Annotated in this window: 31 protein-coding genes; 20 read left to right on the top strand and 11 right to left on the bottom strand. The window is 62.1% G+C overall.

All coding sequences use genetic code 11. The features are described 5' to 3' along the window. The first annotated feature begins 125 nt into the window (after positions 1-125). Positions 126-3,293 (top strand): excinuclease ABC subunit UvrB, encoded by a 3,168-nt coding sequence (uvrB, locus tag FCU66_RS31655; RefSeq protein ID WP_136615986.1) that lies wholly within the window; start codon positions 126-128, stop codon positions 3,291-3,293. 28 nt (positions 3,294-3,321) lie between these two features. Here uvrB and FCU66_RS31650 read toward each other — a convergent pair whose 3' ends face one another. Continuing rightward, the gene (locus tag FCU66_RS31650; RefSeq protein ID WP_136615985.1) at positions 3,322-3,966 is read right to left on the bottom strand and encodes a hypothetical protein; all 645 of its coding nucleotides are present in this window, start codon (positions 3,964-3,966) and stop codon (positions 3,322-3,324) included. Between the two features lie 476 nt (positions 3,967-4,442). On the opposite strand from FCU66_RS31650, the gene FCU66_RS31645 reads away from it, so the two are divergent. The 4 genes from FCU66_RS31645 to FCU66_RS41405 all read left to right on the top strand — a co-directional run bounded on the left by FCU66_RS31645 (position 4,443) and on the right by FCU66_RS41405 (position 7,020). Next, positions 4,443-5,969, top strand: coding sequence for an ABC-F family ATP-binding cassette domain-containing protein (locus tag FCU66_RS31645; RefSeq protein WP_136615984.1), 1,527 nt, complete (start codon positions 4,443-4,445; stop codon positions 5,967-5,969). A 117-nt stretch (positions 5,970-6,086) separates the two neighbouring features. Then, positions 6,087-6,368: a type II toxin-antitoxin system RelE/ParE family toxin gene (locus FCU66_RS31640; RefSeq protein ID WP_136615983.1), complete on the top strand. Its 282-nt coding sequence runs from the start codon at positions 6,087-6,089 to the stop codon at positions 6,366-6,368. Positions 6,369-6,400: 32 nt separating this feature from the next. Further along, on the top strand, positions 6,401-6,703 hold the full coding sequence (locus FCU66_RS31635; RefSeq protein ID WP_136615982.1) for a HigA family addiction module antitoxin: 303 nt from the start codon (positions 6,401-6,403) through the stop codon (positions 6,701-6,703). Between the two features lie 143 nt (positions 6,704-6,846). Continuing rightward, positions 6,847-7,020: a hypothetical protein gene (locus tag FCU66_RS41405; protein WP_168991700.1), complete on the top strand. Its 174-nt coding sequence runs from the start codon at positions 6,847-6,849 to the stop codon at positions 7,018-7,020. A 56-nt stretch (positions 7,021-7,076) separates the two neighbouring features. Here FCU66_RS41405 and FCU66_RS31630 read toward each other — a convergent pair whose 3' ends face one another. Then, the gene (locus FCU66_RS31630) at positions 7,077-7,691 is read right to left on the bottom strand and encodes a glutathione S-transferase family protein (protein WP_136615981.1); all 615 of its coding nucleotides are present in this window, start codon (positions 7,689-7,691) and stop codon (positions 7,077-7,079) included. Positions 7,692-7,892: 201 nt separating this feature from the next. Here FCU66_RS31630 and FCU66_RS31625 point away from each other — a divergent pair, with 201 nt between their 5' ends. Then, positions 7,893-8,321 carry a VOC family protein gene (locus FCU66_RS31625; RefSeq protein WP_136615980.1) on the top strand — a complete coding sequence of 143 codons (429 nt, stop codon included), beginning with the start codon at positions 7,893-7,895 and terminating at the stop codon, positions 8,319-8,321. Positions 8,322-8,394: 73 nt separating this feature from the next. Then, positions 8,395-8,748: a DUF1428 domain-containing protein gene (locus FCU66_RS31620; protein ID WP_136615979.1), complete on the top strand. Its 354-nt coding sequence runs from the start codon at positions 8,395-8,397 to the stop codon at positions 8,746-8,748. A 240-nt stretch (positions 8,749-8,988) separates the two neighbouring features. Here the strand turns inward: FCU66_RS31620 and FCU66_RS31615 are convergent, their stop codons facing one another. The 3 genes from FCU66_RS31615 to FCU66_RS41400 all read right to left on the bottom strand — a co-directional run bounded on the left by FCU66_RS31615 (position 8,989) and on the right by FCU66_RS41400 (position 11,186). Next, entirely contained in the window at positions 8,989-10,623 is a 1,635-nt protein-coding gene (locus tag FCU66_RS31615) for a tetratricopeptide repeat-containing sulfotransferase family protein (protein WP_136615978.1), read from the bottom strand. Between the two features lie 186 nt (positions 10,624-10,809). Continuing rightward, entirely contained in the window at positions 10,810-11,034 is a 225-nt protein-coding gene (locus tag FCU66_RS31610) for a hypothetical protein (RefSeq protein ID WP_136615977.1), read from the bottom strand. Beyond that, complete coding sequence (locus FCU66_RS41400; protein WP_168991699.1) at positions 11,031-11,186, bottom strand: hypothetical protein; 156 nt, start codon at positions 11,184-11,186, stop codon at positions 11,031-11,033. Before FCU66_RS41400 ends, FCU66_RS31610 begins: the two co-directional genes overlap by 4 nt. Before the next feature lie 174 nt (positions 11,187-11,360). Here FCU66_RS41400 and FCU66_RS31605 point away from each other — a divergent pair, with 174 nt between their 5' ends. From FCU66_RS31605 to FCU66_RS31585, 6 genes are all read left to right on the top strand, one after another. After that, the gene (locus FCU66_RS31605; protein WP_023809797.1) at positions 11,361-11,567 is read left to right on the top strand and encodes a cold-shock protein; all 207 of its coding nucleotides are present in this window, start codon (positions 11,361-11,363) and stop codon (positions 11,565-11,567) included. Positions 11,568-11,711: 144 nt separating this feature from the next. After that, positions 11,712-11,981: a hypothetical protein gene (locus FCU66_RS31600; RefSeq protein ID WP_136615976.1), complete on the top strand. Its 270-nt coding sequence runs from the start codon at positions 11,712-11,714 to the stop codon at positions 11,979-11,981. Beyond that, positions 11,978-12,262: a hypothetical protein gene (locus tag FCU66_RS31595; protein WP_136615975.1), complete on the top strand. Its 285-nt coding sequence runs from the start codon at positions 11,978-11,980 to the stop codon at positions 12,260-12,262. Before FCU66_RS31600 ends, FCU66_RS31595 begins: the two co-directional genes overlap by 4 nt. A gap of 37 nt (positions 12,263-12,299) precedes the next feature. After that, positions 12,300-12,437, top strand: a complete 138-nt coding sequence (locus FCU66_RS41395) for a hypothetical protein (RefSeq protein ID WP_164482279.1) — start codon at positions 12,300-12,302, stop codon at positions 12,435-12,437. A gap of 100 nt (positions 12,438-12,537) precedes the next feature. Then, positions 12,538-12,756: a hypothetical protein gene (locus FCU66_RS31590; protein WP_136615974.1), complete on the top strand. Its 219-nt coding sequence runs from the start codon at positions 12,538-12,540 to the stop codon at positions 12,754-12,756. Positions 12,757-12,908: 152 nt separating this feature from the next. After that, positions 12,909-14,462, top strand: coding sequence for an EAL domain-containing protein (locus FCU66_RS31585; protein ID WP_136615973.1), 1,554 nt, complete (start codon positions 12,909-12,911; stop codon positions 14,460-14,462). Positions 14,463-14,548: 86 nt separating this feature from the next. Here FCU66_RS31585 and FCU66_RS31580 read toward each other — a convergent pair whose 3' ends face one another. After that, a complete protein-coding gene (locus FCU66_RS31580) occupies positions 14,549-14,959 on the bottom strand; it encodes a Kazal-type serine protease inhibitor family protein (RefSeq protein WP_136615972.1) in 411 nt (136 codons plus the stop codon). Between the two features lie 504 nt (positions 14,960-15,463). Here FCU66_RS31580 and FCU66_RS31575 point away from each other — a divergent pair. The 3 genes from FCU66_RS31575 (at position 15,464) to FCU66_RS31560 (ending at position 16,828) form a co-directional block, all read left to right on the top strand. Further along, entirely contained in the window at positions 15,464-15,676 is a 213-nt protein-coding gene (locus FCU66_RS31575) for a cold-shock protein (protein ID WP_006202520.1), read from the top strand. 327 nt (positions 15,677-16,003) lie between these two features. Next, a complete protein-coding gene (locus tag FCU66_RS31565) occupies positions 16,004-16,216 on the top strand; it encodes a cold-shock protein (RefSeq protein ID WP_013530020.1) in 213 nt (70 codons plus the stop codon). 183 nt (positions 16,217-16,399) lie between these two features. Then, complete coding sequence (locus FCU66_RS31560) at positions 16,400-16,828, top strand: BA14K family protein (protein ID WP_136615970.1); 429 nt, start codon at positions 16,400-16,402, stop codon at positions 16,826-16,828. A 119-nt stretch (positions 16,829-16,947) separates the two neighbouring features. Here FCU66_RS31560 and FCU66_RS31555 read toward each other — a convergent pair whose 3' ends face one another. The 3 genes from FCU66_RS31555 to FCU66_RS31545 all read right to left on the bottom strand — a co-directional run bounded on the left by FCU66_RS31555 (position 16,948) and on the right by FCU66_RS31545 (position 19,080). Beyond that, the gene (locus tag FCU66_RS31555) at positions 16,948-17,586 is read right to left on the bottom strand and encodes an MBL fold metallo-hydrolase (protein ID WP_109659807.1); all 639 of its coding nucleotides are present in this window, start codon (positions 17,584-17,586) and stop codon (positions 16,948-16,950) included. A gap of 137 nt (positions 17,587-17,723) precedes the next feature. Beyond that, positions 17,724-18,041, bottom strand: a complete 318-nt coding sequence (locus FCU66_RS31550) for a hypothetical protein (RefSeq protein WP_136616027.1) — start codon at positions 18,039-18,041, stop codon at positions 17,724-17,726. A gap of 145 nt (positions 18,042-18,186) precedes the next feature. Then, positions 18,187-19,080, bottom strand: coding sequence for a branched-chain amino acid aminotransferase (locus tag FCU66_RS31545; RefSeq protein WP_109659803.1), 894 nt, complete (start codon positions 19,078-19,080; stop codon positions 18,187-18,189). A 248-nt stretch (positions 19,081-19,328) separates the two neighbouring features. Between FCU66_RS31545 and FCU66_RS31540 the strand changes: the two genes are divergently transcribed. The 4 genes from FCU66_RS31540 (at position 19,329) to FCU66_RS31525 (ending at position 23,262) form a co-directional block, all read left to right on the top strand. Then, positions 19,329-19,862 (top strand): MarR family winged helix-turn-helix transcriptional regulator, encoded by a 534-nt coding sequence (locus FCU66_RS31540; protein ID WP_136615969.1) that lies wholly within the window; start codon positions 19,329-19,331, stop codon positions 19,860-19,862. After that, positions 19,849-20,568: a response regulator gene (locus tag FCU66_RS31535; protein ID WP_013530014.1), complete on the top strand. Its 720-nt coding sequence runs from the start codon at positions 19,849-19,851 to the stop codon at positions 20,566-20,568. Before FCU66_RS31540 ends, FCU66_RS31535 begins: the two co-directional genes overlap by 14 nt. 49 nt (positions 20,569-20,617) lie before the next feature. Next, positions 20,618-22,033: an ATP-binding protein gene (locus FCU66_RS31530; protein ID WP_136615968.1), complete on the top strand. Its 1,416-nt coding sequence runs from the start codon at positions 20,618-20,620 to the stop codon at positions 22,031-22,033. 206 nt (positions 22,034-22,239) lie between these two features. Then, positions 22,240-23,262 carry a glycosyltransferase family 4 protein gene (locus tag FCU66_RS31525; protein ID WP_136615967.1) on the top strand — a complete coding sequence of 341 codons (1,023 nt, stop codon included), beginning with the start codon at positions 22,240-22,242 and terminating at the stop codon, positions 23,260-23,262. On the opposite strand, the gene FCU66_RS31520 is transcribed toward FCU66_RS31525, so the two are convergent. Next, on the bottom strand, positions 23,259-23,618 hold the full coding sequence (locus tag FCU66_RS31520) for a tRNA-binding protein (protein ID WP_136615966.1): 360 nt from the start codon (positions 23,616-23,618) through the stop codon (positions 23,259-23,261). The genes FCU66_RS31525 and FCU66_RS31520 overlap by 4 nt on opposite strands. Before the next feature lie 13 nt (positions 23,619-23,631). Beyond that, on the bottom strand, positions 23,632-24,132 hold the full coding sequence (locus FCU66_RS31515) for a type III secretion system chaperone family protein (RefSeq protein ID WP_013893499.1): 501 nt from the start codon (positions 24,130-24,132) through the stop codon (positions 23,632-23,634). Between the last annotated feature and the right edge of the window lie 258 nt (positions 24,133-24,390).

Below are 24,390 nucleotides of genomic sequence, written 5' to 3'. Positions count from 1 at the left end.
TCCTTCTGGGCAGGCACGCAACAACCATCTCCTCCTGACAGCCTTCTGTCAGGAGCCGCATCCGGCGAGGCGCCTCACCTCATCCCACTCTTTCCATTTTGGCCAGGAAATCCCATATTCGGGACATGGCCAAGTCTCCCGATAAGAAAGCGCCGCCGACGGCGAATGACGACCGCGCCGCGCCGAAGCGGCGCAGTCCGCTGACCGATTTCCTCGACGCCTCGGAGCCGCTGCACAGAGGCGGCTTCGCCGAGATGCCGCAGCCAGAGCTCTCGGGCACACCGCTGACCGGTTCGATCGCGGACTGGGCCGAGCAGATCGAGCAGGAAGCCGAAAAAGAAGGGCGCCTTGCCGGCAAGGGCGACGCCAGCAAATCGCCGAAGCCGTCGAAAAAGATACCCGAGCGCTCAAGCTCGCCGGGGCGCAGCTCGCGTGGCACCTCGATGGGTGGCGCGGCAACGGCCAGGGAGCGTACGGCAGCCGGCCTCAATCCGGTCGCCGGCCTCGACATCTCGCTGGAAGACGCCGAGACCATGGCCTCGGGCAGCGTCACCGCGACGGTGGCCGCTTTGTCGGCGCTGATTGAATCCGGCAATCCGCTGCACAAGGACGGTGTGCTGTGGACGCCGCACCGCCCTGCCCGCCCCGAAAAATCCGAAGGCGGCATTACCATCAAGATGGTGTCGGACTTCGAGCCGGCCGGCGACCAGCCGACGGCGATCAAGGATCTGGTCGAAGGCGTCGACAACAACGACCGCACCCAAGTGCTGCTCGGCGTCACCGGCTCCGGAAAAACCTTCACCATGGCCAAGGTGATCGAGGAGACGCAGCGCCCTGCTTTGATCCTGGCGCCGAACAAGACGCTGGCGGCACAGCTCTATTCCGAGTTCAAGAAATTCTTCCCGGAAAACGCCGTCGAGTATTTCGTCTCCTATTACGACTATTACCAGCCGGAAGCCTACGTCCCGCGCACCGACACCTTCATCGAGAAGGAATCCTCGATCAACGAGCAGATCGACCGCATGCGCCATTCGGCGACGCGTTCGCTGCTCGAGCGCGACGACGTCATCATCGTCGCCTCGGTGTCCTGCATCTACGGTATCGGCTCGGTCGAGACCTATACGGCGATGACCTTCCAGATGCAGATCGGCGACCGGCTCGACCAGCGCGCTTTGCTCGCCGATCTCGTCGCCCAGCAGTACAAGCGCCAGGACATCAACTTCGTCCGCGGATCGTTTCGCGTGCGCGGCGACACGATCGAGATCTTCCCGGCCCACTTGGAAGATCGCGCCTGGCGCATCTCGATGTTTGGCGACGAAATCGAGCAGATCACCGAGTTCGATCCGCTGACCGGCCAGAAGACCGGCGAGCTGAAAAGCGTCAAGATCTACGCCAATTCGCACTATGTGACGCCGCGTCCGACCCTCAACCAGGCGATCAAGTCGATCAAGGAAGAGCTCAAGCACCGGCTGGTGGAACTGGAACGGGCCGGCCGCCTGCTGGAGGCGCAGCGGCTGGAGCAACGCACCCGTTTCGACCTCGAGATGCTGGAGGCCACCGGCTCCTGCGCCGGCATCGAGAACTATTCGCGCTATCTCACCGGCCGTCAGCCGGGCGATCCGCCGCCGACACTGTTCGAGTACATTCCCGACAATGCACTGGTCTTCATCGACGAAAGCCACGTCACCGTGCCGCAGATCGGCGGCATGTATCGAGGCGACTTTCGCCGTAAGGCGACACTGGCCGAATACGGCTTCCGGCTGCCGTCCTGCATGGACAACAGGCCGCTGCGCTTCGAGGAATGGGACGCCATGCGCCCGCTCTCCGTTGCCGTCTCGGCGACGCCGGGTGGCTGGGAAATGGAACAGGCCGGCGGCGTCTTCGCCGAGCAGGTCATCCGCCCGACCGGGCTGATCGACCCGCCGGTCGAAGTGCGCCCGGCCAAGAACCAGGTCGACGATGTCGTCGGCGAGATCCGCGACACCACCAAGGCCGGCTACCGCACGCTGGTCACCGTGCTGACCAAGCGCATGGCCGAGGACCTGACCGAGTATCTGCACGAGCAAGGCATCCGCGTCCGCTACATGCACTCCGACATCGACACGCTGGAGCGCATCGAGATCCTGCGCGATTTGCGGCTCGGCGCCTTCGACGTGCTGGTCGGCATCAACCTGCTGCGCGAAGGCCTCGACATTCCCGAATGCGGCTTCGTCGCCATTCTCGATGCCGACAAGGAAGGCTTTCTGCGCTCGGAAACCTCGCTGATCCAAACCATCGGCCGCGCCGCCCGAAACGTCGACGGCAAGGTCATCCTCTATGCCGACCAGGTCACAGGCTCAATGGAGCGGGCGATGGCCGAGACCAACCGCCGCCGCGAAAAGCAGGTGGAGTGGAACGAGGCCAACGGCATCACCCCGGAATCGGTCAAGTCGCGCATCTCCGACATTCTGGATTCGGTCTACGAGAAGGACCATGTCCGCGCCGACATCTCGCAGTTCACCGACAGCGCCGGCGCCATGATGGGCAACAATCTGAAGGCCCATCTCGACGCCATGGACAAGCAGATGCGCGACGCCGCCGCCAATCTCGATTTCGAGAAGGCAGCCCGCATCCGCGACGAGATCAAGCGGCTGCGCGAGATGGAACTGTCCATCTCCGAAGATCCGCTGGCCAAATACGCCGACATGGAAAGCCCGGTCTCGGGCCGTGAAAAGGGCAAGCACAACAAGGGCGTGGCCAAACATCGTACATCAGAGGAACAGGAGCGTTTCCGCAAGCTCGACGAGGCACGTGCCGCCGAAGAGGCAGCCCGGCCCAACCTCTTCCGCAAGCCGGCGCTTGACGAGATGGGCGCCGATGGCGCCGTGCCGGTGAAGAAGCCGCTGTTCGCCAAACCCTCGCTCGACGCCATGGGGCCGGGCACCGACATGCCGACGCCGGCCGGCGCGGTGTCGCGCTCGCTGTTCAAGAAACAGTCGGCCGAAGAGGCGCACGGCTCCGACTTCGGCATTCCCGGCGACGCCACCAAGCCGCTGTTCAAGAAGAATTCGCTTGATGAAATGACCGTACGTCGGACTGAGAAGCCCGTAGAAGGAAAAGTGCCGGCAAAGCCCCAGCCAATCTCCCCCCAAGTGGGGGAGATGCCCGGCAGGGCAGAGGGGGGCGCGAAGGAACGCGACGATTCCGCCAAGCCAATTGTCCGCCAGCGCACCGGCATTGGTTCCTACGAAGACCCCGCCGACGCCCGCCGCGAAAAGCGCCGGCCAGGAAAGACGGGGCGGCCGGGTCGGTAGGCCGAGGGGCATAGCCTCCGACGTCACCCTAACCAGGCCGACATTGACGCGTCTGCTCGAAGCATTGGGTCCCGATGTCGTCGGCGACGCAGTTGGACAACACTTGGAAGGGAGGGAATTTCCGACCGAAAGCGTTGCCAATGCACCAATCTGTTTTTCCTTTTGGCAACTTTGCCCAGTACTTGGCCAATTGCAACTTTCTTGTTTCTTCCTCTTCAAAACAATTGCGAAGGCTCTCCGATTTCACATCTGGATTTTTCAAAAAACAATAATAGTCACTTTTGAGGGCTGAAAAAGCAGCATCCACAGTTGGCTCACCGGGGCTGCAAAATACGCGACCGTCGAGGCAAGCCTTCCCTAAGGCGGATGCGACGAAAGAGCTAACCGTACCATACGTTTGATACTGCACCTCTGCTATATACTTCTTCAATCGATCGCTTTCGCGTCGTTCAACAAGATACCAGTAGGGTCGAATTGTGGCCCTCCTTGTTTTTTCAAACGCGAGGCACTTGTCTTTCTCGACCTGCTGCTCCGTCTTGTCGAGCATTCTCGACACTGAAGCCGTGCAATAGCCTTCCGTGTTCAAATCCGGAAAAGGCAACTCCTCTGCGGCGTTGGCGAATTGCGAAGCCAGCAATGCTGCCGCAACAAAAAGGATCCGCATCATGACCACGTTGTATGCCTCCCTAGACCCCACCCAGCTTGGAGAGAGGAAGCAAGAGTGTCAAAGGGAAGATATGCAAGAAGCGATATCCCTAAAGTTCTGTTTGCGGATACCTCTGAACCATTGGAGCGGATCAAATCCATTATCGCTTTACGTTCATTGCGGTGGTGTGCCAAGGCTAAGATATCGTGCAATAGGTACTCCCTTGCCACCCACCCCGCCTTTGGTGTAATCGCTCCGCATACTCGAACGTCTTGAAAGGAGGGCTCACGTGTTTACGTTTCATCGTCACCATCGTCAGCGTGGCCCGATTTCTGCCCTGCGAGCTTGCTTGCAGGGCTGACCAGGGACGGTCCGGGGTTTTCCCGCTTCGATTTTTTGGTCTGCCCTTCGTGGTGCCGCAACGCCGAGCCTGATGGCCAGCCTGCGCACCGTCAAAGTGCATTGAACCGGACTTTTCCTCCGGACAGACCAGAGAAATCAAAATGGCCCTGATCAGCCTCAAATCCCTCGGCGTCACCATGAGTGCGCCGCTGTTCTCCAATCTCGACCTCAACATCGGCACCGGCGACCGGCTCGGCATCGTTGCCGCCAATGGCCGCGGCAAGTCGACCTTGCTCAAATGCCTGACCGGCGAGATGGAGCCGACCTCCGGTGACGTCACCCGCACGCGCGGCCTGCGCGTCGGCCATGTCGAGCAGTCCGTTGCCCCGGCGCTTCTCAGCCGTACGTTCCACCAGGTGGTGGCGGATGCCTTGCCGGCCGAGCAGGCCGACAGCGAGCGGTGGCGTGTCGACGTGGTTCTCGATTCGCTCGATGTGCCGGAGCCGATGCGCGAGCGGCCAATGCAGGCGCTGAGCGGCGGCTGGCAGAGGCTGGCGCTGATCGCCCGCGTCTGGGTCACCGATCCGGACGTGCTGCTGCTCGACGAGCCGACCAACCATCTCGACCTTGCCCGCATCAGCCAGTTGGAGACCTGGCTGAACACGCTGCCGCGCGAGGTGCCCGTCGTCATCGCCAGCCACGACCGCGCCTTCCTCGACGCCACCACCAACCGGACGCTGTTCCTGCGCCCGGAGCAGTCGCCGGTGTTTGCCCTGCCCTACTCCCGCGCCAGGCAGTCGCTCGACGACGTCGACGCCTCGACCGAGCGCAAATTCCAGCGCGACATGAAGGTGGCGCAGCAATTGCGCCGGCAGGCGGCAAAACTCAACAACATCGGCATCAATTCGGGCAGCGATCTGCTGACGGTCAAGACCAAGCAGCTCAACCAGCGCGCGGAAAGACTGGAAGAGGCGGCAGCTCCGGCGCACCGCGAAAAGTCGGCGGGTGCCATAAGACTGGCCAATCGCGGCACCCACGCCAAGGTGCTGATCACGCTCGACGACGCGGCTATCGAAACGCCCGACGGCACGCTGCTGTTCAGGACCGGCAAGCGCCACATCTGCCAGGGCGACCGCATCGTCCTGCTCGGCCGCAACGGCGTCGGCAAGTCGCGCTTCGTCACTTTGATCCGCAATGCCATCATCGAACCGGACACGGTGCAGAATGTGAAGGTGACGCCGTCGACGGTGCTCGGCTACAGCGACCAGGCGCTGTCGGGCATCAGTGGCGACGACACGCCGCTGGCGATGGTCTCGCGCCGCTACGATGTCGGCGAGCAGCGCGCCCGCTCGCTGCTCGCCGGCGCCGGTGTGGTCATCGAGATGCAAGAGAAAAAGATCGGCGTGCTGTCCGGCGGCCAGAAGGCGCGGCTGATGATGCTGGCGCTGAGGCTCGCCAATCCCAACTTCTATCTGCTCGACGAGCCGACCAACCATCTCGACATCGACGGCCAGGAAGCGCTGGAAGCCGAAGTGCTGGCGCATCAGGCAAGCTGCGTGCTCGCCTCGCACGACCGCTCCTTCATCCGCGCCATCGGCAACCGCTTCTGGCTGATCGAGAGGCGGAAGCTGACCGAAGTCGAGGATCCGGAGGACTTTTTCCGCGAGGTGGCTGAAGGCACCGGTTGAGCGGCGAGACAGAATTCCGGCCTGCCGTCGGTAGGTCGGAGTTTCGTATCATTTCATGAGACGTCTCGTTGACTCCCGAAACGTATCATGCTATGGTACGCAAACTGGATACAGCTGATGATACGTTCGTACAAGGACAAGACCAGCGAGGCAGTTTCGAACGGCAAGGCTCCAAAGGGTTTCCCGTCGAACCTTGTCCGATCAGCCCAGCGGAAACTGTTCATGATCGACAACGCGACCGAGTTGTCAGACCTGAAGACACCTCCCGGCAACAGGCTTGAGCCGCTGAAAGGCAACCGTGCCGGTCAGCATTCGATCCGCATCAACGATCAATTCCGCGTCTGCTTTCGGTGGGTAGATGGACAAGCAGAGGATGTAGAGATCACCGGCTACCATTAGGGCATAGCCCACACCCACAAAGGACAAAAAAGATGGCTGCCAGCATCTTCCCCCCGATCCACCCAGGTGAGATCCTTCGCGAGGAATATCTAGTTCCGCTCAATCTGAAGCCTTATACGCTGGCCAAAAAGCTGCATGTGCCGCGCACACGCATCGAGCGCCTCGCCAGCGAGACGACACCGGTGACGCCCGACACGGCGCTACGCCTTGCGAAGTTCTTCGGAACCACGCCGCAGTTCTGGATGAACATGCAGGCGAGCTACGACCTTGCCGTGGAGGGAGAGGCCAAGAAAGCCGACCTTGAAACGATCGAGCGATTAGAAACTGCTGCTTGATACAAGCTGCTCCACAGCAGTTCGCATCGAGCCGCCTGTAGTGTCTGCGACAAAATTTTCAGTGATCTGTCGGATCGCCTGAATCTGCCACGTCCTTGGGATGCCGACACAATGATGCCGGCTTCAACCGAGGACAAAGCATCATGTTCACCCTGTCATCCATAGGCCGCATCACCACCCGTTACATGCAAGCTCGCGCCCGCCATCGCCGCGAGCGCGCTCTGCTTTCGCTGCCGATCGAATTGCGCAAGTACATCGGCTGGCCGGAAATCGTGACCGACGCGCAAAATGGCCCCCGGATCTGCCGGGCTCCCTGACCTATGCAGAAGGGAAGCTATGCCATCGATGCCGGCCGCCACCTGGCGACCGCCAGTCAGTCATGCGTATCGCCCGAAAGCGGTGTCGCCTGCATCGATACGCGTTTTTCGAAAGCCTCGAACCAGCGCGTCAGCCGCGCCCGTGAGCGAAAAGGCGGAAGCTGACGGAACGCCATCCAGGACAGCGTGGTGGCCAAGGCTATATGGCCGACATGGAGTGGCGCCTCGTCGTCCAGCGTGCTTTCGATCCAGTCGTAGCTCGCCTCGATCTTCTCCCGGTATCCGTCGGCGAGAACACTATAACGCAGCTGTTCGGGTCTCCTTTCTGTCTCCCAGCGCAACGCTATGCCCGTCTGCGCCAGGCCTTGGGCGACCGCCTGCAACCGCAACGCCTGCCAGCGCGCCTCGCCGTCCCGCGGCAGCAGCTTGCGGCCGTCATGCAGCGTGTCGAGATAGGCGCAGATGACATCGGAATCGAAGATCGGCGACGCGTCGGGCCGCAACAGCACCGGCACTTTGCCGAGGGGATTTTCGGCGTAGACGCGAGCATTGCGCAAAGTCGGACTGGTCTCGTGATGAATGACCTCGAGCTGATCGGCAATGCCGACCTCGTGGGCGAAAACGAGCGCCTTGCGCGCGAAGGGTGAGTGGGTCTGATAATAGAGGATCATTGTCGTCTCGGGGATTGAAGGAGCAGCCCCCTTTTCTAGCCTGCGGGCTGCGAGGATTGCGCTCTGATTGGGGGCCGCCGACGCAAGTTCGTTTCACGCCAAAAAAATCGCATCGGCCATGTAGGATTGCCGCCGCTTCGTTCGTCCTAGGGTTCGCAAGGCCAGACCAAGCGCCCAGACCAACGCAAAGAGGAGCAAGACATGACCGACCAGACCCCCGTTCAGCCGGCCGCGAAAGTTCTCGGTGGATTGACCCCCTATCTGCAACTGGACGGCGCCTTCAAGGCCGCCGAATTCTACAAAAAAGCCTTCGGCGCCGAGCAGGTGTTCTTCTATCCGCCCGATGACCAGGGCCGCACCATGCACATCCATCTCCACATCAACGGCTCGACGCTGATGCTCTCCGATTTCTATCCCGAAAACGGGATGCCCGCCGTCAAGCCGCAGGGCTACACAATGCAGCTCCATCTCGGCGCCGATGAAATCGACGCCTGGTGGAAGCGCGCCGTCGATGCCGGCTGCGAAGTCGCCGTGCCACTCCAGGTGATGTTCTGGGGCGACCAGTGGGGCAATATGCGCGACCCGTTCGGCGTCGAGTGGGCGATGAACGCGCCGGTGAAGAAAGCCTGATCTATCGCCAATGGCCAAGTCCCTCACCGGCTGGCGTCGGTGAGGCCCTGCGAACTTCCAGGAGGAGACCCACATGTCCTATGTCGATGGTTTTGTACTCGCGGTGCCCAAGGCGAAGCTCGATGACTACAAGAGGCTGGCCAACCTCACAGGCCCTATATGGATGGAACACGGCGCGCTCGCCTATGTCGAATGTATCGGCGACGACGTGCCCTATGGCGAGTTGACCTCGTTTCCGCGTGCCGTTCTGGCAAAAGACGACGAGATCGTCGTCTTCGCCTGGGTGGTCTATGAATCCCGGCAGAGCCGCGACACGGTGGTGCCCAAGGTGATGGCCGACCCGCGTTTGACACCCGATTGGGGTCCCATGCCCTTCGATATGAAGCGAATGATCTTCGGCGGCTTCCAGCCGTTCATGGAGCTTTGAGTAGCTGAGCCCCCATCGCTTCGTCATCCTATGGCGGAGCAGGGAGCGAAGCGACGCGGCGCAGACCATAGGATCCATGCCGTGACCCAAAGGCGTTGCAACGGTGACGAATTCTGCCCCGTTGCATCCTTCGATCGAGGTCACGGAATGGATCCTCGGGTCTCCGCGACGCCGCTTCGCGGCTGCTCCGCCCGTGGATGACGAAGCTTGGGGGCTTCGGCCAATCTGTAACCAGCGTGGCTAATCTAGCCTATCCAGCAGCGGCTTGAGCCGGTCTCCATAGCGCTTCCACAGATCGACCGAACCCTGATACATCGGCTGGCGCACCTGCGCGGCGGATGCGGTGCGCACCGGCCGGTCGGTCTCGTGGAACGACAGCACCTTGTCGTCCCAGGGCAGGCCGAGATGGGCGATCAGCGCCCGCGTCTGGCCTTCCTGGTCGGCGACGAAATCCTCGTAGCGCACATCATGCACGACGCCTGGCAGCACCGTGTGCCAATGCGCCATGATGTCGGTATAGAGATTGTGGAAGTCGGCGAGTTCGCCGAGGTCGTAGCCGTAGCGGTGGCTGTCGCCGCGGAAATGCACCTTGTAGATCGACAGGCAGGTGGCTGCCGCATCGCGCGTGCAGTGGATGATCCTGGCCTTCGGCATCAGCATGTGGATGAAGCCGACAAGCAGGAAGTTGCCCGGCATTTTGTCGGTGACGTGGCGCATGTTCGGATAGCGGGCATGCAGCATGTCGAGATAGGCTTGGCCTGCCTCGGCAAAATCCGAATCGCCCGTATCCGATACACCCCGGGGGAAGCCACCCGGCATGGTCGCCGGGAACTGCTTGCCGACCGCCTTCTTCAAGATGCTGAGCTCGCCTGCGCCATAGACCTGCGGATGGCTGGCAATGATCTGCTCGACCAGCGTCGTGCCCGAACGCGGCATGCCGACGACGAAGATCGGCGTATCGTCGCTGATTGAGCTGGGCTTGTGTTTCTCGAAGAAGCCGGCATCGAAGGTTGCCTTCATCGCCTCGAACTCGGCCCGCGTCTTGGCCTGGTCGTAATCGATGCCCTTGCGGCGGATCGCATTGCCCTCGGCGAAATAGTCGAAGGCCCGGCCATAATCCTTCAGATCGTCATTGGCCTTGCCGAGGCCGAAGGACAGCTGCATGCGCGACAGGCTGTTCTGCGGCGCCTTGGCATGCTGAGCCTCCATGCTGGTCAGTTCGCTGTCACGCTCCTGCTGGCGCTTGACCTGCGTCAGCATCAGCCAGGCTGTGGCCATGGCGGGGTTGATCGCCAACGCCTGCCGGAACAGATCTGCCGCCTCGTCGAGCTTGCCCTTTTCCATCAACCCGACGCCGAGCCCGTGCAGCAGGTCGGCATCCTTGGGGCGTATCGCCAGCGCTTCGCGGAAGGCAGCCAGCGCCTCGTCCAGCCGCCCGGCTTCCTGCAGGGTTTCAGCAAGCCCGATGCGGGCGCGCACATGAAATGGGTTGCGAGCAACCGTGCCGCGATAAATCTCTTCGGCCTCTTCGAACTGGCCGACCTGCTTCAGCGACGAGCCGAGATTGTCGCGCGCCGCGAGCTGGTCCGGCCGCAGATCCACCGCGCCGCGGAAGAAGTCGATGGCCGCGGCGGGGCGGCCGAGGTCGCGCATCACCGTGCCGAAATTGTTGAGGAAATCGGGATTCGTCGGCTGCATGCTCACCGACCGTTCGATGAGATCCAGTCCTTCTTCGCTACGCCCGGTCTGGTGCAGCAGCAGTCCCAGGAAATGTGCAGCGGCCGCGTGCTTGGGCTGACGCGCCAACACCTGCCGGTAGATCGTCTCAGCCTCTTGCCGGCGCCCGGCCTGATGCAATTGCAGCGCCTGCTGCACACGCTGGTCGAGCCCCAGCGGTGGCTGTCCTCCAGCGCCAGATCTGGTTGCCGCACCCGCCGCTCGTCTCTGATCTCTGTTGATGGGAAACCTGCCGTGTTTTGTCCGCCTGTGGCGATTTAGGCCATCGGCGCGGCAGGTTCAAGGCTTCGCTTGATATCTCGCCCTTGCCATCGGCGGCGAAGGTCAGATCAGGCGGTTGGTCTCGGCGACCTGTCTGGCCCGCCTCACGGTGCCATCAGTATCGGCGATCGTTCGCCTTGCCGCCTCATCGCTTCTGATGGTCAGCCGTGCCGACTTGGCGATCATCGGCTTGCCGGTCGGGCCGGCGGCAATGGCGTGCATGATGGTTGGCTTGATGATCGGGTTGATCGCTACGGTCATGCCTCTCGGGGTTCTGACGGAAATCATGGCTTTTTCCTTCCAGGAATAAATAAAATGCAAGTGCCGGGAAAATCGGCCCAGCGTAAGTTTAAGCAATTTTTTGAAAGCCACTGAGCCATATCAGGATTTTTCAAATAATTACAGCGATCTATTTTTTTGCCGTCGTCCCAGTTTTTCATGAATCTTCTTGAACAATTATTCCTATCAGCCTATATAGACGAGATCGCTTTGGGCCAGAATTGGCATCTCGCGGCGTCAGAGGTTCTCGACCCGCCAATCTCATTCCAAATCTTCGATACCGGGCGCGCGGCATATTCGCTCCGCGGCCATGTCTCATTCTTCGAAAGACCCACATGAACACCGGAACCGTGAAGTTCTACAATGGCCAGAAAGGCTTCGGCTTCATTCAGCCGACCGATGGCGGCAAGGACGTTTTCGTCCATGTCAGCGCGCTGGAGCGCGCCGGCTTCCCCGGCCTCGCCGAAGGCCAGAAGCTGCAGTTCGAGTTGGAGCGTGACACCAAGGGCCGCGAGTCGGCCGCCAATTTGCAATTGATCTGATCCGGCCGAATTCGATGAACGCTGACCACGGATGTACTGGCAGCTCTCGAAAGCGGCTTATTTCCAGCGACTGCCGGAAATAGGAAAGCGGGGCTTGTCCCCGCTTTTTTGCTTTCAGGACCGCTGCTTTGCACAGGTAAGACAATGCCGGACCGCACCACCCACTCCATCGCGCATTTCGCGGCACCTTTCGTGCTCGGCGGACTGGAAGGGCAGCTGCCGGCCGGCGACTACGACATCGATCACGACGAAGAGGTGATCGAGGGCATGTCCCGGCTTGCCTGGCGCCGCGTCGCCACCTTCATCCATCTACCGGCAAGGGCAGTGAAAAACCCGCCCACCAGCCAGCTTGTCGCCATCGATTACCTCGAACTCGAAACAGCGCTGAGGCGCGACAGGGAGAATGCAGCATGATCCGTTTCCAGCAGAATGCGCGCCCGCGCACCGACACGCCCGCGCACCAGTTTGCGATTGGTCAGACCGTGCGCATGAAGAGCCGCACCGGCCTCGTCCAGAAGACCGCCGAACTGTTCCAGATCAAGAGCAGGCTGCCGGTCAAGGATGGCTCGCCGCAATACCGCATCCGCAGCGAGCAGGAGACCCATGAGCGGGTCACCACCGAAGACAATCTCGAACCGGCCAACGACCCGGTTGTTACCGACAGCCCGGTTGCTGCCAGCAACCCGGCCGTCTGAGACCCCACGCCAAGCCAACACGCAGCAGGAGCACACCATGTCCAAGGGCCAACAGCGAAGCAACCGCGAGACACGTAAGCCAAAGAAGGACAAGGTCGTGGCCAAGCCCGCCTCCCCGTTCGGCTCGTCGGTCAAGCAGGCCGAGAGCAGCCTGAAGCCGAAGTCGAAGGGCTGACAAATTGGAGGGCGCGCCTCGCGCGCCCTCTCCGTCGTCCATGTGTGAGGCGGCGAATTGACTGAAAAGGCCCGCGCAATGCCCTGCCACGGAGGCGCGCTTGAACTTCGTCATCGAGTTCTACCGGTCGCGCGACGCCGACGAAGCCACGCTCGACAAGGTGTCGCTGGAAGCGCCGAACCTGCGCGCCGCGCTGCAGGGCGCCACCGCGCTGTTCCACACGCTGGCCATGCCGCAAATCCCCGATCGCCTGCGCATTTGCGACGACAATGGCAGCGAGCTTTATGCCGGCCCGGCCGACGGCGCCTATCCGGTTTAGAGCAGCGGTGCTTGCCGCACGGCTCCATTAAAGTTCGTGTAAGATCGACGCCCTAAGATCCGCCTGAACCGGGCCGCTGCCGCGATTGGTGGCCCGAGACATTGCGGGCGACCGCCCAACGATCGCCGCTCGTATCCGAAGGCAGGAGGCGCATGGACAGGTCGCGCATCATCGTGACGGCGGTGGTGTTGGCCATGCTGGGCGCCATCGTGCCCATCGCGGCGATGTTTCATCTTTCATGGACCCAGGCCGTCCAAAAGGAACACGAACGGCTGCAACTGTTCGCCAGCCGCGCCATCGCCAGGGCCGACATCTCGCTCAACGATGCGACCGCCGCCTTGCGGCAGATCGACCAGTTCACCGGCATCCGCTGTTCGGCGGACCACATAGCCCGCATGCGGCAACTCACCATCAACACACGCCCGATCGAAGAGATGGGCTATTTCGAAAACGGTCTGCTCAAATGCTCTTCCTGGGGACTGACCGAAGGGCGCGTTGCGCAATCCACCCCGGACTTCACCACTAGGGACGGCATTGCCGTCACCACCCGCATACAGCCGGTGATGAGCGAGGGCCATTCGCTGATGGCGCTGCAATACAGGGACCACAACGTCCTTGTCGATCCGGTACGCTTTGTCGACGTCATCGTCGATCCCGGTGTCCAGCTCGCTTTGACGACGCAAACGGGCATCCTGCTTGGCGCGCTGAACGGCCCGGATCCCGCCCGCATCGAGAAGATCATCGCCGGCCCCGGCGAAGGCATCGATGACGATCTCCTGTTTGCCACCGCGCGCGGCACGGGCTGGATCGCTGTCGCCACCGAACCGACAAGCCAGATCCTGGACAGCGTTCGCCGGCAGCAGCGGCTGCTGCTCCCGCTCGGCGCCTTCATGGCCGCCTTCATCATCGGCATGGTGGTCTGGTTGTCGCGAAGGCGGCTTTCACCGCTCGGAGAATTGCAGATCGCCGTGCGCAAGCACGAATTCATCGTTCACTACCAGCCGATCGTCGAACTCAGGACCGGCAATTGCATCGGGGCGGAAGCGCTGGTGCGCTGGAAGCGACCGAACGGTTCCCTGGTCCGGCCCGATCTTTTCATTCCGCTGGCGGAAGAGAGCGGCCTGATCACGGCGATCACCGATCAGGTCATCGCGATGGTTGTGTTCGACCTGAACAGGCTTCTGGTCGCCGATCGCTCGCTTCACATCGCCATCAATCTCAGCGCAACCGATGTCACCACGGCGCGGGTCCTGCCCATTCTCGAAAAGGCGTTGCAGCACACCGGGATCCAGCCCCGGCAGATCTGGCTCGAGGCGACGGAGCGCGGGTTTGTCGATATCAACTCGGCGCGTTCGACGCTCGTTCGCGCCCGCGAACTTGGCCACGCAGTGGCAATCGACGACTTCGGCACCGGCTATTCCAGCCTGTCCTATCTCGAAGGGCTGCCGCTCGATGCGCTCAAGATCGACAAATCGTTCATCGACACCATCAGCACGAATTCCGCCACCAGTTCCGTCACCCCGCACATCATCGACATGGCCAAGACGCTGAAGCTGAAGATCGTTGCCGAAGGCGTTGAGACCCAGGCACAGGCGGATTACCTCGTGGAGCGCGACGTCGACTACGGCCAGGGCTGGCTGTTCGCCAGACCCATGCCTGCGTCCGAGTTCATCGCCTACTGTCGCCAGGTGAAACTGCCGGCTTAAAGGCAAACAGAACACTGTCTGATGAAGTCTGCAGGTGGCACTTGCCTTCTACCTTCGTGTGGGAGAAGGCAAGCAACCCAGCCTTCTCAGCACGGCCCGTCGTCAACGACGCGATAGTCCGCGGCGCGGGCTTCGCAGGAATTGGGGAAGGTACGCATCTCGCCGTGCCGACGAGCGCACACCGGCGCATATTCGCGTGTGCAGAACGTCTGCTCTTCGCCGCCACCGCCACCGCCGCCGTCGCGGCACGGACCGTCGCGCACGATGCGATAGCCGGCCCGGTCGGCAAGGCAGGCATTGGCGAAGGTCTGGCGGTCGCCGCCGCGCCGGGCACAGACCGGCTCGTACTGCTTGCTGCAATATTGCGGTTCGGGCCGTGGCGGACGCGGGCGCGGCCCTGGTCCCTCATCGACCACGACGGTGCAGGCGGCAAGAATTGCCGACAGCAACAGGATGGCAAAACCCTGTCGCGAAAAGATTGCCGCCAGAAATTTCATGATGATCTCCCACGATCGCGTCCCCGATTGCCGATCCTCGCCATTCCCTTGCCAATTGCAACCCCCGTTTGCAGCCCTTTTCAGCCGGAAACGGCGCCTGGGGCCATGGTCGGCGTCAGCCTCCTCGGCCACCTCGACATCTGGCCTATTCGTGGCCCGGCTCTGGCCGATGACCCGGCCGGTAAGCAAGCCTATGCCGGGCCGATCGATGCTCAGGTCAGTCGATCCATGCGTCGGGATGCGCCAATGCGGCGGCCCGCGGCGCTATCTTGCAACCATCACGTTTCCGTGCGATAAATTCCGTGTTCGGGCATTTGCGACCCGGAGAGCGGAACGTTTTGGACGACCTTTCCCCGATACTGTGAATCTCTGACGGCCCCGTTTTCGGCGGGGGGTTTGACCATGCGCCAATGCATGACTGCCGAAGCAACCACCGGGAACTGCCCTTTGCGCCAGGCGGCGGGCAGGACCACCAAAGACTGAACGGGTGAAGGAGTTTCCCCAATGGCCCAGACCGGCACCGTTAAATTCTTCAACGCGACCAAAGGCTTCGGTTTCATCACGCCCGATGGTGGCGCCAAGGACGTGTTCGTCCATATTTCCGCGATCGAGGCTTCGGGCCTGCGCACGCTCGTCGACGGCCAGAAGGTCACCTTCGACGTCGAGCCGGACCGCATGGGCAAGGGCCCCAAGGCCGTCAACCTCCGCGCTGCCTGAGCCATCGGCACGCCGCACGTCTCTCGGACGCGCGACGGAGGCTCCAATGCCTGAACCTGGCTTGGAGAGGGATCTGAATTTTTGAAAGGCGCGGCGATCTTCGTCGCGCCTTTTTCGTACCGAAAAAGCAGACCAATGCATGTCGCCCGAAAGTGGTCCCCGTTTTGGGCGAACGATATGCATGAAAACAAGGACTTAAAGCGAGTCGCAACGCGCTTCAGGTGCCCGCAAAACTTTCTCTTGCCGATGACGCTAAAATAAAGGACAAATTTCCACTCGGGCATTTGCCGGCCCGAGACTGGAGTTTATGGGACAAAGGAGCTTCCCATGCCGCAGACCGGCACCGTCAAATTCTTCAACCATGCCAAGGGCTTCGGCTTCATCACGCCCGATGATGGCGCGAAGGATGTTTTCGTCCATATTTCGGCCGTGCAGGCGTCAGGTCTTCCCGGTCTCGAGGATGGCCAGAAAGTGTCATTCGACACCGAGCCGGACAAGCGTGGCAAGGGTCCGAAAGCCGTCAACCTGTCGGTCGGCTGAGCCGGCTTCAGACCGGCTGCGGCGGGCCGTTTCGCCCCTTGAGAGCGTGTGATTTTTGACGTCTGTTTTGAATAAACACGTCGAAATCCGTTCAGCCCCCGTTCAGCCACGGTCGCATATTAGTCTTTGGTAAAGCCGGACCGCATCCCCGAAACTGCACGGGCCGGCACGAAGGAGACCGACATGAACCGAATTTTCAAGACCGCCGTCCTGGCCGCTGCCGTGGCCGCCACCACGCTCGCGACCTTGCCCGCGGCCAATGCGCGCGACTGGCGCCGTCACGGCCATCACGGCAATGGCGATGCGATCGCCGCCGGCGTCCTCGGCCTCGCGGCCGGCGCGCTGATCGGTGGTGCGTTGGCCAATGACCGGCCGCCGCCCTACGCTGACCGCTACTACGATGACGGTTACTACGATCGTGACGTCGTGGTGCGCCCGGCCCCGGTCCGCCGCTACTATGCGGAGCCGAGGGTTGTCTACGCCGATCGTTATGCCGAGCCGTGGACGCGTGACTGGTACGAATACTGCTCGGACCGCTACCGCAGCTTCAATTCCCGCACCGGCACGTTCACCGGCAATGACGGCGAACAGCATTTCTGCACTGCCAACTAAGACCAAGGGCTTCCCTGCCCCAAACAAAAGCGCTGACCGCAAGGCCAGCGTTTTTTTTGTTTTCAGGATCGCCTTTGAAGCCGCCCGATATTCGCAGGCCGGCTGAACATCAGCACAGCCTACACCAGGAACGGATTGGTCCGCCGCTCCTCGCCAAAACGTCCGCCGGGACCGTGGCCGCAGATGAAGCCGATGTCGTCGCCGAGCGGCAGCAGCTTGTCCTTGATCGAGGCGATCAGCGCCGCATGGTCGCCGCCCGGCAGGTCGGTGCGGCCGACCGAGCCGCGAAACAGCACGTCGCCGACATGGGCGAACTTGGCCGCGCGGTTGTAGTAGACGACGTGGCCGGGCGCATGGCCGGGGCAATGCAACACCTCGAACACATGGCCGCCGAACGACACGGTCTCGCCTTCGGTCAGGAACCGGTCGGGCACGCAGTTGCGCGCGCCGGCGATGCCGTAACGCCTGCCCTGGTTTTCCAGATTGTCGAGCAGCGATTTGTCCGCCTCATGCGGGCCGATGATCTCGACGCCGAGCGCCTCCTTCAGCTCCATGGCGCCGCCGGCATGGTCGATATGGCCATGCGTTATCCAGATCGCCCCGGCTGATATCGCATTGTCCTTCAGCGCCGCCAGCACCTTGTCGATGTCGCCGCCCGGATCGACGACGACACCGTGCTTGTCGTCCATGTCGAACAGGATGGTGCAATTCTGCTGAAACGGTGTGACCGGCACGATGCCGGCATTGAGCTGACCCATGATCGTCCTTTCGCTATCTCAGCCGTGATGTAGAGACGCGGGTGAAGGGCGTCCACCCCTCGAAAGACGAACAGTCAGTAGCCCTGAAACGGAAATGGGCGGCCAAAGCCGCCCATTTGAAAAGACCGAATGGCCGCTTACTTCTTCATGGCGCCCATGACCGCGCCGAGAATGCCGGTCAGGATCGCGCCGCCGCCGGCGCCGCCGACGATGTTGTTGAGGTTCAGCGCGCTGCCGAGACCGCTCGTTGCTGCTGCCGCAGCCGCCGGATCGACCGCGCCGCCGCCCAGCAGGCTGCCGAGGATCGCCGCACCGCCGACGCCGCCAATGGCTCCGCCCAGGATTTTGGGAAGCTGACCCATCGCCGCCGTCTTGAGCGCCGCACCGATCGCCTGACCACCGATGACGCCAGTAATCACCTGTATGATGATCGGAAGAAGCGTGTTCATGTCCATATGATTAGTCCCTCCATAGCTGCCAGCCTCCCGGGCCGACACCATCATGAGACGCCGAATTGGACGAAAGTCAAATGCAGAAACGCTGAAATAAAAGGGGCGGCCCGAAAACCGCCCCTGCTTGCTCGAAAAGCTGTGACTTTCGTTATTCTGCGGCGATCGCGTGCTTGGGTTGAACGGCGGCAGAATAGTCATTCATAAGGTTCTTGGCGATTTCGCCGACCTCGAATCGGTAAGGTCCGATCTCCGAAACCGGCGTTACTTCCGCTGCTGTCCCGGTCAGGAAGCATTGCTCGAAGCCTTCGAGTTCTTCCGGCAGGATGGCGCGTTCGATCACCTCCAGGCCGCGATCCTTGGCAAGCCCAATGACCGTGCGGCGGGTGATGCCGTCGAGGAAGCAATCGGGCTTGGGCGTGTGGATCTTGCCGTCCTTGACGAAGAAGATGTTGGCGCCGGTCGCTTCGGCGACCTGGCCACGCCAGTCGAGCATCATGGCGTCGGCATAGCCCTTGGCCTCGGCGGCATGCTTGGACATGGTGCAGATCATGTAGAGGCCTGCGGCCTTCGACTTGGAAGGCGCGGTGCGCGGGTCGGGCCGGCGCCATTCCGCCACATCGAGACGGATGCCTTTCAGCTTCTGCGCAGGATCGAAATAGCTCGGCCATTGCCAGATGGCGATGGCGCAGTTGATGCGGTTGTTCTGCGCCGAAACGCCCATCTGTTCGCTGCCGCGCCAGGCGATCGGCCGGACATAGGCGTCTTGGAAACCCTGCTTCTTCAGAAGCGTGGTGGAGGCGTCGTTGAGCTCGGCCACCGAATAGGGAATCTTGAAGCCGAGCAGGCGCGCCGATTCATGCAGGCGCTCGGTGTGTTCGTTGAGCTTGAAGATCTCGCCGCCATAGGCGCGCTCGCCCTCGAAGACGGCGCTGGCGTAATGCAGGCCATGGGTCAGCACATGGATCTTGGCGTCGCCCCATTGGACGAATTCGCCGTTCATCCAGATGAAGCCATCCAGTTGATCGAAGGGAACGGATGCCATGGTAACCTCCCGCGGGCGGCAGCCCGCATAGTGTTGTATCGTTGGTGTTTCGTGTCGGCCGCCCAAAGCGGCTTTTATGCTGGAGCGTAGGCGGATAATTGCGCTCTGGCAAACTCAGGAAGTTCCGGAAAAACCGCCTTCCCTTGCCTTTTCGTTCGCAATCCGCCCAAAAGCTTGTCAAAAATTACCATTGCAGGGAAATTACGTCAATAGTACTGACATAATCTTCTCTTTCCCACGGAGAAATGATGACGGATCGAAGCCACGCAGCCGGAAAACCGATCAGGACCGCGATATCAGACGAGGACGGCATCGACTTCGCCATCATCGAGCTGCTGTTCTTCGCCTATCGTGACTTCACCTCCGATCCGGATCAGATCCTGGCTGACTACGGCTTCGGCCGTGCCCACCACCGGGTGCTGCATTTCGTCAACCGCAGGCCCGGCCTGACGGTTGCCGAACTGCTCGACGTGCTGAAGATCACCAAGCAGAGCCTGGCCCGCGTGCTCAAGCAATTGATCGACACCGACCATGTCGTGCAGTTGCAAGGTCCGCGCGACCGCCGCCAGCGCGAGCTTTATCCGACGGCCAAGGGCCGTGCGCTGGCGCTGGCGCTGGCGCGGCCACAGTCGCGCCGCATCCATGCTGCATTGGGAGATTCCGGAATAACCGAACGGACTTTGGTGGAACGGTTCCTCGAAGCGATGGTCAATCCGGAACTGAGGGCGCAGATCGACGTTGGGTCCGCAAAGATGTCAGGGAAAAGCCATGGAGAGCACTGAACGGGTCGATCACGCGGCCGCACCGGACGACGACGCGCCACATCTGCTTGTGGTCGACGACGACACCCGCATCCGCAATCTTCTCAAGCAGTATCTGACCGAAAACGGCTTTCGCGTGACCGTCGCCGGCAATGCCGGCGAAGCCAGGCGCAAGCTTGCCGGTCTCGACTTCGACCTTCTGGTGCTGGACGTCATGATGCCCGGCGAGACGGGCGTCGACCTGACCAAGTCGCTGCGGGCCGAAAAGAACGTACCGATCCTGATGCTGACGGCGCTGTCGGAGACCGACAGCCGCATCTCAGGGCTGGAGGCCGGCGCCGATGACTACCTGCCGAAACCGTTCGATCCGCGCGAGCTGATCCTGCGCATCAACAACATCCTGCGCCGTGGTGGCCCGGCGACCACGCCCAAGGTCGAGCAGCTGGTCTTCGGCCCCTACACCTTCCAGATCGCCAGGCGCGAATTGAAGCGTGGCGGCGAGGCGCTGAAGCTGACCGACCGCGAGCAGGAGATCCTGGCGATCTTCGCCGCGCGGGCAGGCGAGACGATACCCCGCCACGAGCTTGTCGGCGACGATTCGGAAGTCGGCGAGCGCACCATCGACGTCCAGATCAACCGGCTGCGCCGCAAGATCGAGCGCGATCCGTCCAATCCGGTCTGGCTGCAGACCGTACGCGGTATTGGGTATCGGCTCAGCGTGGAATAGAATGCCGCCTGCGGCCGGCTGAACGGCTGCGGGCAAGCGAAAAGAGCGAATGGCAACCACGGAACTGGAACAGCCGGGCAATGGCGGCTTGAGCGCACGCGCCACGCGGACGCTGAAGGCGGTGCCGCGCGCCTGGAACCGCTTCTGGCGTCTCGTCTCGCTCTACATGCCCAAGCGGCTCTATGCCCGCTCGCTGATCATCGTCATCGCGCCGATGATCCTGCTGCAATCGGTCGTCGCCTTTGTCTTCATGGAGCGACATTGGGCAACCGTGACGCAGCGCCTGTCGCAGGCCACCGTGCGCGACATCGCCGCCATCATCGACCTGATCGAAACCTATCCGCGCGACGCCGACTACACCAACATCATCCGCATCGCCCAGGACCGCATGCAGCTGAAGGTCGACCTCTTGCCGCCCGACCCGCTGCCCGCGCCCGGCCCAAAGCCCTTCTTCTCGATTTTGGATGATGTTCTGTCATCCGAGATCACCCGCCAGATCAACCGCCCGTTCTGGATCGACACCGTCGGCAATTCCAACATCGTCGAGGTGCGCGTCCAGCTTGAGAACAAGGTGCTGCGCGTCTTCGTGCGCCGCAGCCAGGCCTATGCCTCGAACACCCACATCTTCCTGATCTGGATGGTCGGCACCTCGCTGGTGCTCCTGATGATCGCCATTCCCTTCCTGCGCAACCAGATCCGGCCGATCCTGACGCTTGCCGAAGCCGCCGAAAGCTTCGGCAAGGGCCGGCCGATGCCGCGCGATTTCCGGCCGCGCGGCGCCGAGGAGGTCCGCCGCGCCGGCTTTGCCTTCATGCAGATGCGCGAGCGCATAGAGCGCCAGATCGAGCAACGCACCGCCATGCTGACCGGCGTCAGCCATGACCTGCGAACCATCCTCACCCGCTTCAAGCTGCAGCTTGCGCTTTCCGGCGGCAAGGCCGAGACCAAGGCGGCGCTCGACCAGGACATCGACGACATGCAGTCGATGCTCGAAGGCTATCTCGCCTTTGCCCGCGGCGAGGCTTCGGAAGACGCCGGACGGTTCGATCTCGAAGCCTATTTCCAGAAGCTCGACGAGGAGGCCAGGCTGCGCAAGCGCAAGCTGTCGACGACGCTTGCCGGCGACCCCGATGTGCATGTGCGGCCGAACGCCTTTGCCCGGCTGATGTCCAACGTCATCGGCAACGCCTTCCGCTATGCCAAGACGGTGGAGGTCAACGCCACCCATGGCCGCGGCTCGCTTCTGGTCACCATCGACGACGATGGTCCGGGCATTCCGCCCGACAGACGCGAAGACGTGTTCAAGCCCTTCGTGCGGCTCGACGAGGCGCGCAACCTCGACGCCAGCGGCACCGGCCTTGGCCTGTCGATCGCCCGCGACATCGCCCGCAGCCATGGCGGCGACATCACCCTTGAAGACAGCCCGCTCGGCGGACTTCGCGCTATCATCAAAGTCCCAGCCTAGTCGACGGAGGACGGGCTTCATCCGCCCGTCATGAAACCATGATCAAGAGCGCGCATGAAGCGCGCGACCTCAATTGATTCGGCCTTGCCGCCTCACTTCGACCCCGTGCCCGCCCGGGTGCGCTGGAGCGAAGCGAGAGCAGCAGGCTGGTCGCCGTTCCGGCATCGTCTCAAGGCAACCGTCGACCTTTCCTGCAAAGGGCCGCCATGCGCATACTGATGGTCACCGACGCCTGGCGCCCGCAGGTCAACGGCGTCGTCCACACGCTGGAGCGGCTCACCGAAACGCTGAAATCCTTCGATGTCGCGGTGGATTTCCTGACGCCCAACATTTTTCGCACCCTGCCCTTGCCGACCTATCCCGACATAAGGCTGGCGCTGACCACGCCCGGCCATGTCGCGCGCCTGATCGAAGCCGGCAAGGCGGACCACATCCACATCGTCACCGAGGGTCCGCTCGGCATCATGGCGCGGCGCTATTGCCGCAATGCCGGCCGGCCGTTCACCACCAGCTATCACACGCGCTTTCCCGAATATCTCAGCGCCCGCCTGCCCGTGCCGGAAAGCTGGGCCTATCGCTGGCTGCGCGATTTCCACAATTCCGGCCAGGGCACGCTGGTCGCCACCCAGTCGCTTGCCGACGACCTTTCGGCGCGCGGCTTCACCAAGCTGCGGCCATGGACGCGCGGTGTCGACACCGACCATTTCCGCCCGGACAAGAAGAAGGACCTCGGCTTCCCCGGCCCGGTCTTCCTCTGCGTCGGCCGCGTCGCCATCGAAAAGAACCTCTCCGCCTTCCTCGACCTCGACCTGCCGGGCAGCAAGGTGGTCGTCGGCGAAGGCCCCGAGCTTGCGAGGCTGAAGGCCAAGTACCCGCAGGCGCATTTCCTCGGCCATCGCCCCAATGACGAACTGGCCGAGATCTATGCCTCGGCCGACGTCTTCGTCTTCCCGAGCCGCACCGACACGTTCGGCAACGTCATCATCGAGGCGCTGGCCAGCGGCACGCCGGTCGCCGCCTATCCGGTGACCGGACCGATCGATATCGTCGGCGACGGCTTTGGCGGCGCGGTCTCCAACGACCTGCGCGAGGCCTCACTCGCCGCGCTCAATGTCGACCGCGCGCAGGCACGAGAGCGCGCCATGCGCTACAGCTGGAAGGCTTGTGCGGAGATGTTCCTCGACACGGTCGAGGAGGCGTTGGGAACGACGCGGAAGCTGGCGGCCTAAAACAATCTGCCGCCGTCCGGCACCTTGCGCTCGATGGCGCCGAGCACCACGGCGCCCTCCTCGTCGGGAAAGCCGAGCGTCAGCACTTCCGACATGAACGGGCCGATCTGGCGCGGTGGGAAATTGACCACCGCGAACACTTGCCGGCCGATCAGCGTTTCAGGCGCATAGTATTTGGTGATCTGCGCCGACGATTTCTTGATGCCAATGTCGGCGCCAAAATCGATCTTCAGCTTGAATGCGGGCTTGCGCGCCTGCGGAAACGGTTCAGCTTCGACGATCGTGCCGGCGCGGATGTCGACACGATCGAAATCGGCAAAACTGATCTCGGGCTTGCGCTCGCTGCTCGAACTCATCTTGGTCTTTGGCTCAGGCGTTGCCGTAGGTCTCGAACAGCACGCCGGCCAGTGCGTCCTTGGCCGAGGTTCCCGACCAGACGACGAATTGGAAGGCCTGGAAATAGCATTCACAGGCTTCCAGCGCCGACGACAGCAAGACTTCAACCTGCTGGCTCGACGGCTCGACCCCGCCGGCCAGAAGCAGCGACTGGCGGAACATGATCGCGCCCTCCTGCTCCCAGAGGTCGAAATGACCGAACAGCATCTGCTCGTTAATCAGCGACAAGAGCCGCATCACTTCCAGCGCGCGGGTCTCCGGCACCTTGATGTCGAAGGCACAGGCCAAGTGCAGGGCCTCGAAATCCTCCATCCACGAGAAGGAGACGTGATAGTCGGTCCAGCTTCCGGCAACCGAGATCGAAATCTCGTCGTCGCCGGCCCGCTCAAAGGACCAGTCGTTGTTGTGGGCCACCTGCTCGATAACATCCACCGGATGGATTTCGCGGGAGAATTCGAGTTCGAGAAGTTCCATGGAATGCTTCCTGTCGTTCTGTACGAGCGCCGCCACACGCTCCGCGGGAGGGCACACACAACGAACAATCTTGTCTAGAACTCGGACGGCCAGGACTTCTCGACACAAAGACCCCAGACCGGACCCCACCGCCCGGCCGCATGACCCTGCTCCGAATCATGCAACAAATTCAGTCTATTGATCGGGAGTCGCGTGAACAGCCCAATTTTTCGCACTGCGTCATTCGCATGTGGAAAGCCGCTGTCACAAAGATTCATG

It is taken from the genome of Mesorhizobium norvegicum (genome assembly GCF_004919685.1).
In the GTDB taxonomy this organism is placed as follows: Bacteria; Pseudomonadota; Alphaproteobacteria; order Rhizobiales; family Rhizobiaceae; genus Mesorhizobium; species Mesorhizobium norvegicum.
Note: the sequence above shows the minus strand (reverse complement) of the source record. Positions and strands in the feature narration are given on the sequence as shown.

What these genes read in the sequence shown, in the direction of transcription:
- FCU66_RS41395 (WP_164482279.1), top strand. Translation starts at nt 12,300, where the DNA reads ATGTCCAAGGGCCAACAGCGAAGCAACCGCGAGACACGTAAGCCAAAG.
- FCU66_RS31540 (WP_136615969.1), top strand. Translation starts at nt 19,329, where the DNA reads ATGACGGATCGAAGCCACGCAGCCGGAAAACCGATCAGGACCGCGATA.
- FCU66_RS31515 (WP_013893499.1), bottom strand. Translation starts at nt 24,132, where the DNA reads ATGGAACTTCTCGAACTCGAATTCTCCCGCGAAATCCATCCGGTGGAT.
- FCU66_RS31635 (WP_136615982.1), top strand. Translation starts at nt 6,401, where the DNA reads ATGGCTGCCAGCATCTTCCCCCCGATCCACCCAGGTGAGATCCTTCGC.
- FCU66_RS41400 (WP_168991699.1), bottom strand. Translation starts at nt 11,186, where the DNA reads ATGAAAAACTGGGACGACGGCAAAAAAATAGATCGCTGTAATTATTTG.
- FCU66_RS31530 (WP_136615968.1), top strand. Translation starts at nt 20,618, where the DNA reads ATGGCAACCACGGAACTGGAACAGCCGGGCAATGGCGGCTTGAGCGCA.
- FCU66_RS31595 (WP_136615975.1), top strand. Translation starts at nt 11,978, where the DNA reads ATGATCCGTTTCCAGCAGAATGCGCGCCCGCGCACCGACACGCCCGCG.
- FCU66_RS31600 (WP_136615976.1), top strand. Translation starts at nt 11,712, where the DNA reads ATGCCGGACCGCACCACCCACTCCATCGCGCATTTCGCGGCACCTTTC.
- FCU66_RS31620 (WP_136615979.1), top strand. Translation starts at nt 8,395, where the DNA reads ATGTCCTATGTCGATGGTTTTGTACTCGCGGTGCCCAAGGCGAAGCTC.
- FCU66_RS31580 (WP_136615972.1), bottom strand. Translation starts at nt 14,959, where the DNA reads ATGAAATTTCTGGCGGCAATCTTTTCGCGACAGGGTTTTGCCATCCTG.
- FCU66_RS31585 (WP_136615973.1), top strand. Translation starts at nt 12,909, where the DNA reads ATGGACAGGTCGCGCATCATCGTGACGGCGGTGGTGTTGGCCATGCTG.
- FCU66_RS31605 (WP_023809797.1), top strand. Translation starts at nt 11,361, where the DNA reads ATGAACACCGGAACCGTGAAGTTCTACAATGGCCAGAAAGGCTTCGGC.
- FCU66_RS31630 (WP_136615981.1), bottom strand. Translation starts at nt 7,691, where the DNA reads ATGATCCTCTATTATCAGACCCACTCACCCTTCGCGCGCAAGGCGCTC.
- FCU66_RS31525 (WP_136615967.1), top strand. Translation starts at nt 22,240, where the DNA reads ATGCGCATACTGATGGTCACCGACGCCTGGCGCCCGCAGGTCAACGGC.
- FCU66_RS41405 (WP_168991700.1), top strand. Translation starts at nt 6,847, where the DNA reads ATGTTCACCCTGTCATCCATAGGCCGCATCACCACCCGTTACATGCAA.
- FCU66_RS31610 (WP_136615977.1), bottom strand. Translation starts at nt 11,034, where the DNA reads ATGATTTCCGTCAGAACCCCGAGAGGCATGACCGTAGCGATCAACCCG.
- FCU66_RS31645 (WP_136615984.1), top strand. Translation starts at nt 4,443, where the DNA reads ATGGCCCTGATCAGCCTCAAATCCCTCGGCGTCACCATGAGTGCGCCG.
- FCU66_RS31545 (WP_109659803.1), bottom strand. Translation starts at nt 19,080, where the DNA reads ATGGCATCCGTTCCCTTCGATCAACTGGATGGCTTCATCTGGATGAAC.
- FCU66_RS31625 (WP_136615980.1), top strand. Translation starts at nt 7,893, where the DNA reads ATGACCGACCAGACCCCCGTTCAGCCGGCCGCGAAAGTTCTCGGTGGA.
- FCU66_RS31640 (WP_136615983.1), top strand. Translation starts at nt 6,087, where the DNA reads ATGATACGTTCGTACAAGGACAAGACCAGCGAGGCAGTTTCGAACGGC.
- FCU66_RS31520 (WP_136615966.1), bottom strand. Translation starts at nt 23,618, where the DNA reads ATGAGTTCGAGCAGCGAGCGCAAGCCCGAGATCAGTTTTGCCGATTTC.
- FCU66_RS31555 (WP_109659807.1), bottom strand. Translation starts at nt 17,586, where the DNA reads ATGGGTCAGCTCAATGCCGGCATCGTGCCGGTCACACCGTTTCAGCAG.
- FCU66_RS31575 (WP_006202520.1), top strand. Translation starts at nt 15,464, where the DNA reads ATGGCCCAGACCGGCACCGTTAAATTCTTCAACGCGACCAAAGGCTTC.
- FCU66_RS31560 (WP_136615970.1), top strand. Translation starts at nt 16,400, where the DNA reads ATGAACCGAATTTTCAAGACCGCCGTCCTGGCCGCTGCCGTGGCCGCC.
- FCU66_RS31535 (WP_013530014.1), top strand. Translation starts at nt 19,849, where the DNA reads ATGGAGAGCACTGAACGGGTCGATCACGCGGCCGCACCGGACGACGAC.
- FCU66_RS31550 (WP_136616027.1), bottom strand. Translation starts at nt 18,041, where the DNA reads ATGGACATGAACACGCTTCTTCCGATCATCATACAGGTGATTACTGGC.
- FCU66_RS31565 (WP_013530020.1), top strand. Translation starts at nt 16,004, where the DNA reads ATGCCGCAGACCGGCACCGTCAAATTCTTCAACCATGCCAAGGGCTTC.
- uvrB (WP_136615986.1), top strand. Translation starts at nt 126, where the DNA reads ATGGCCAAGTCTCCCGATAAGAAAGCGCCGCCGACGGCGAATGACGAC.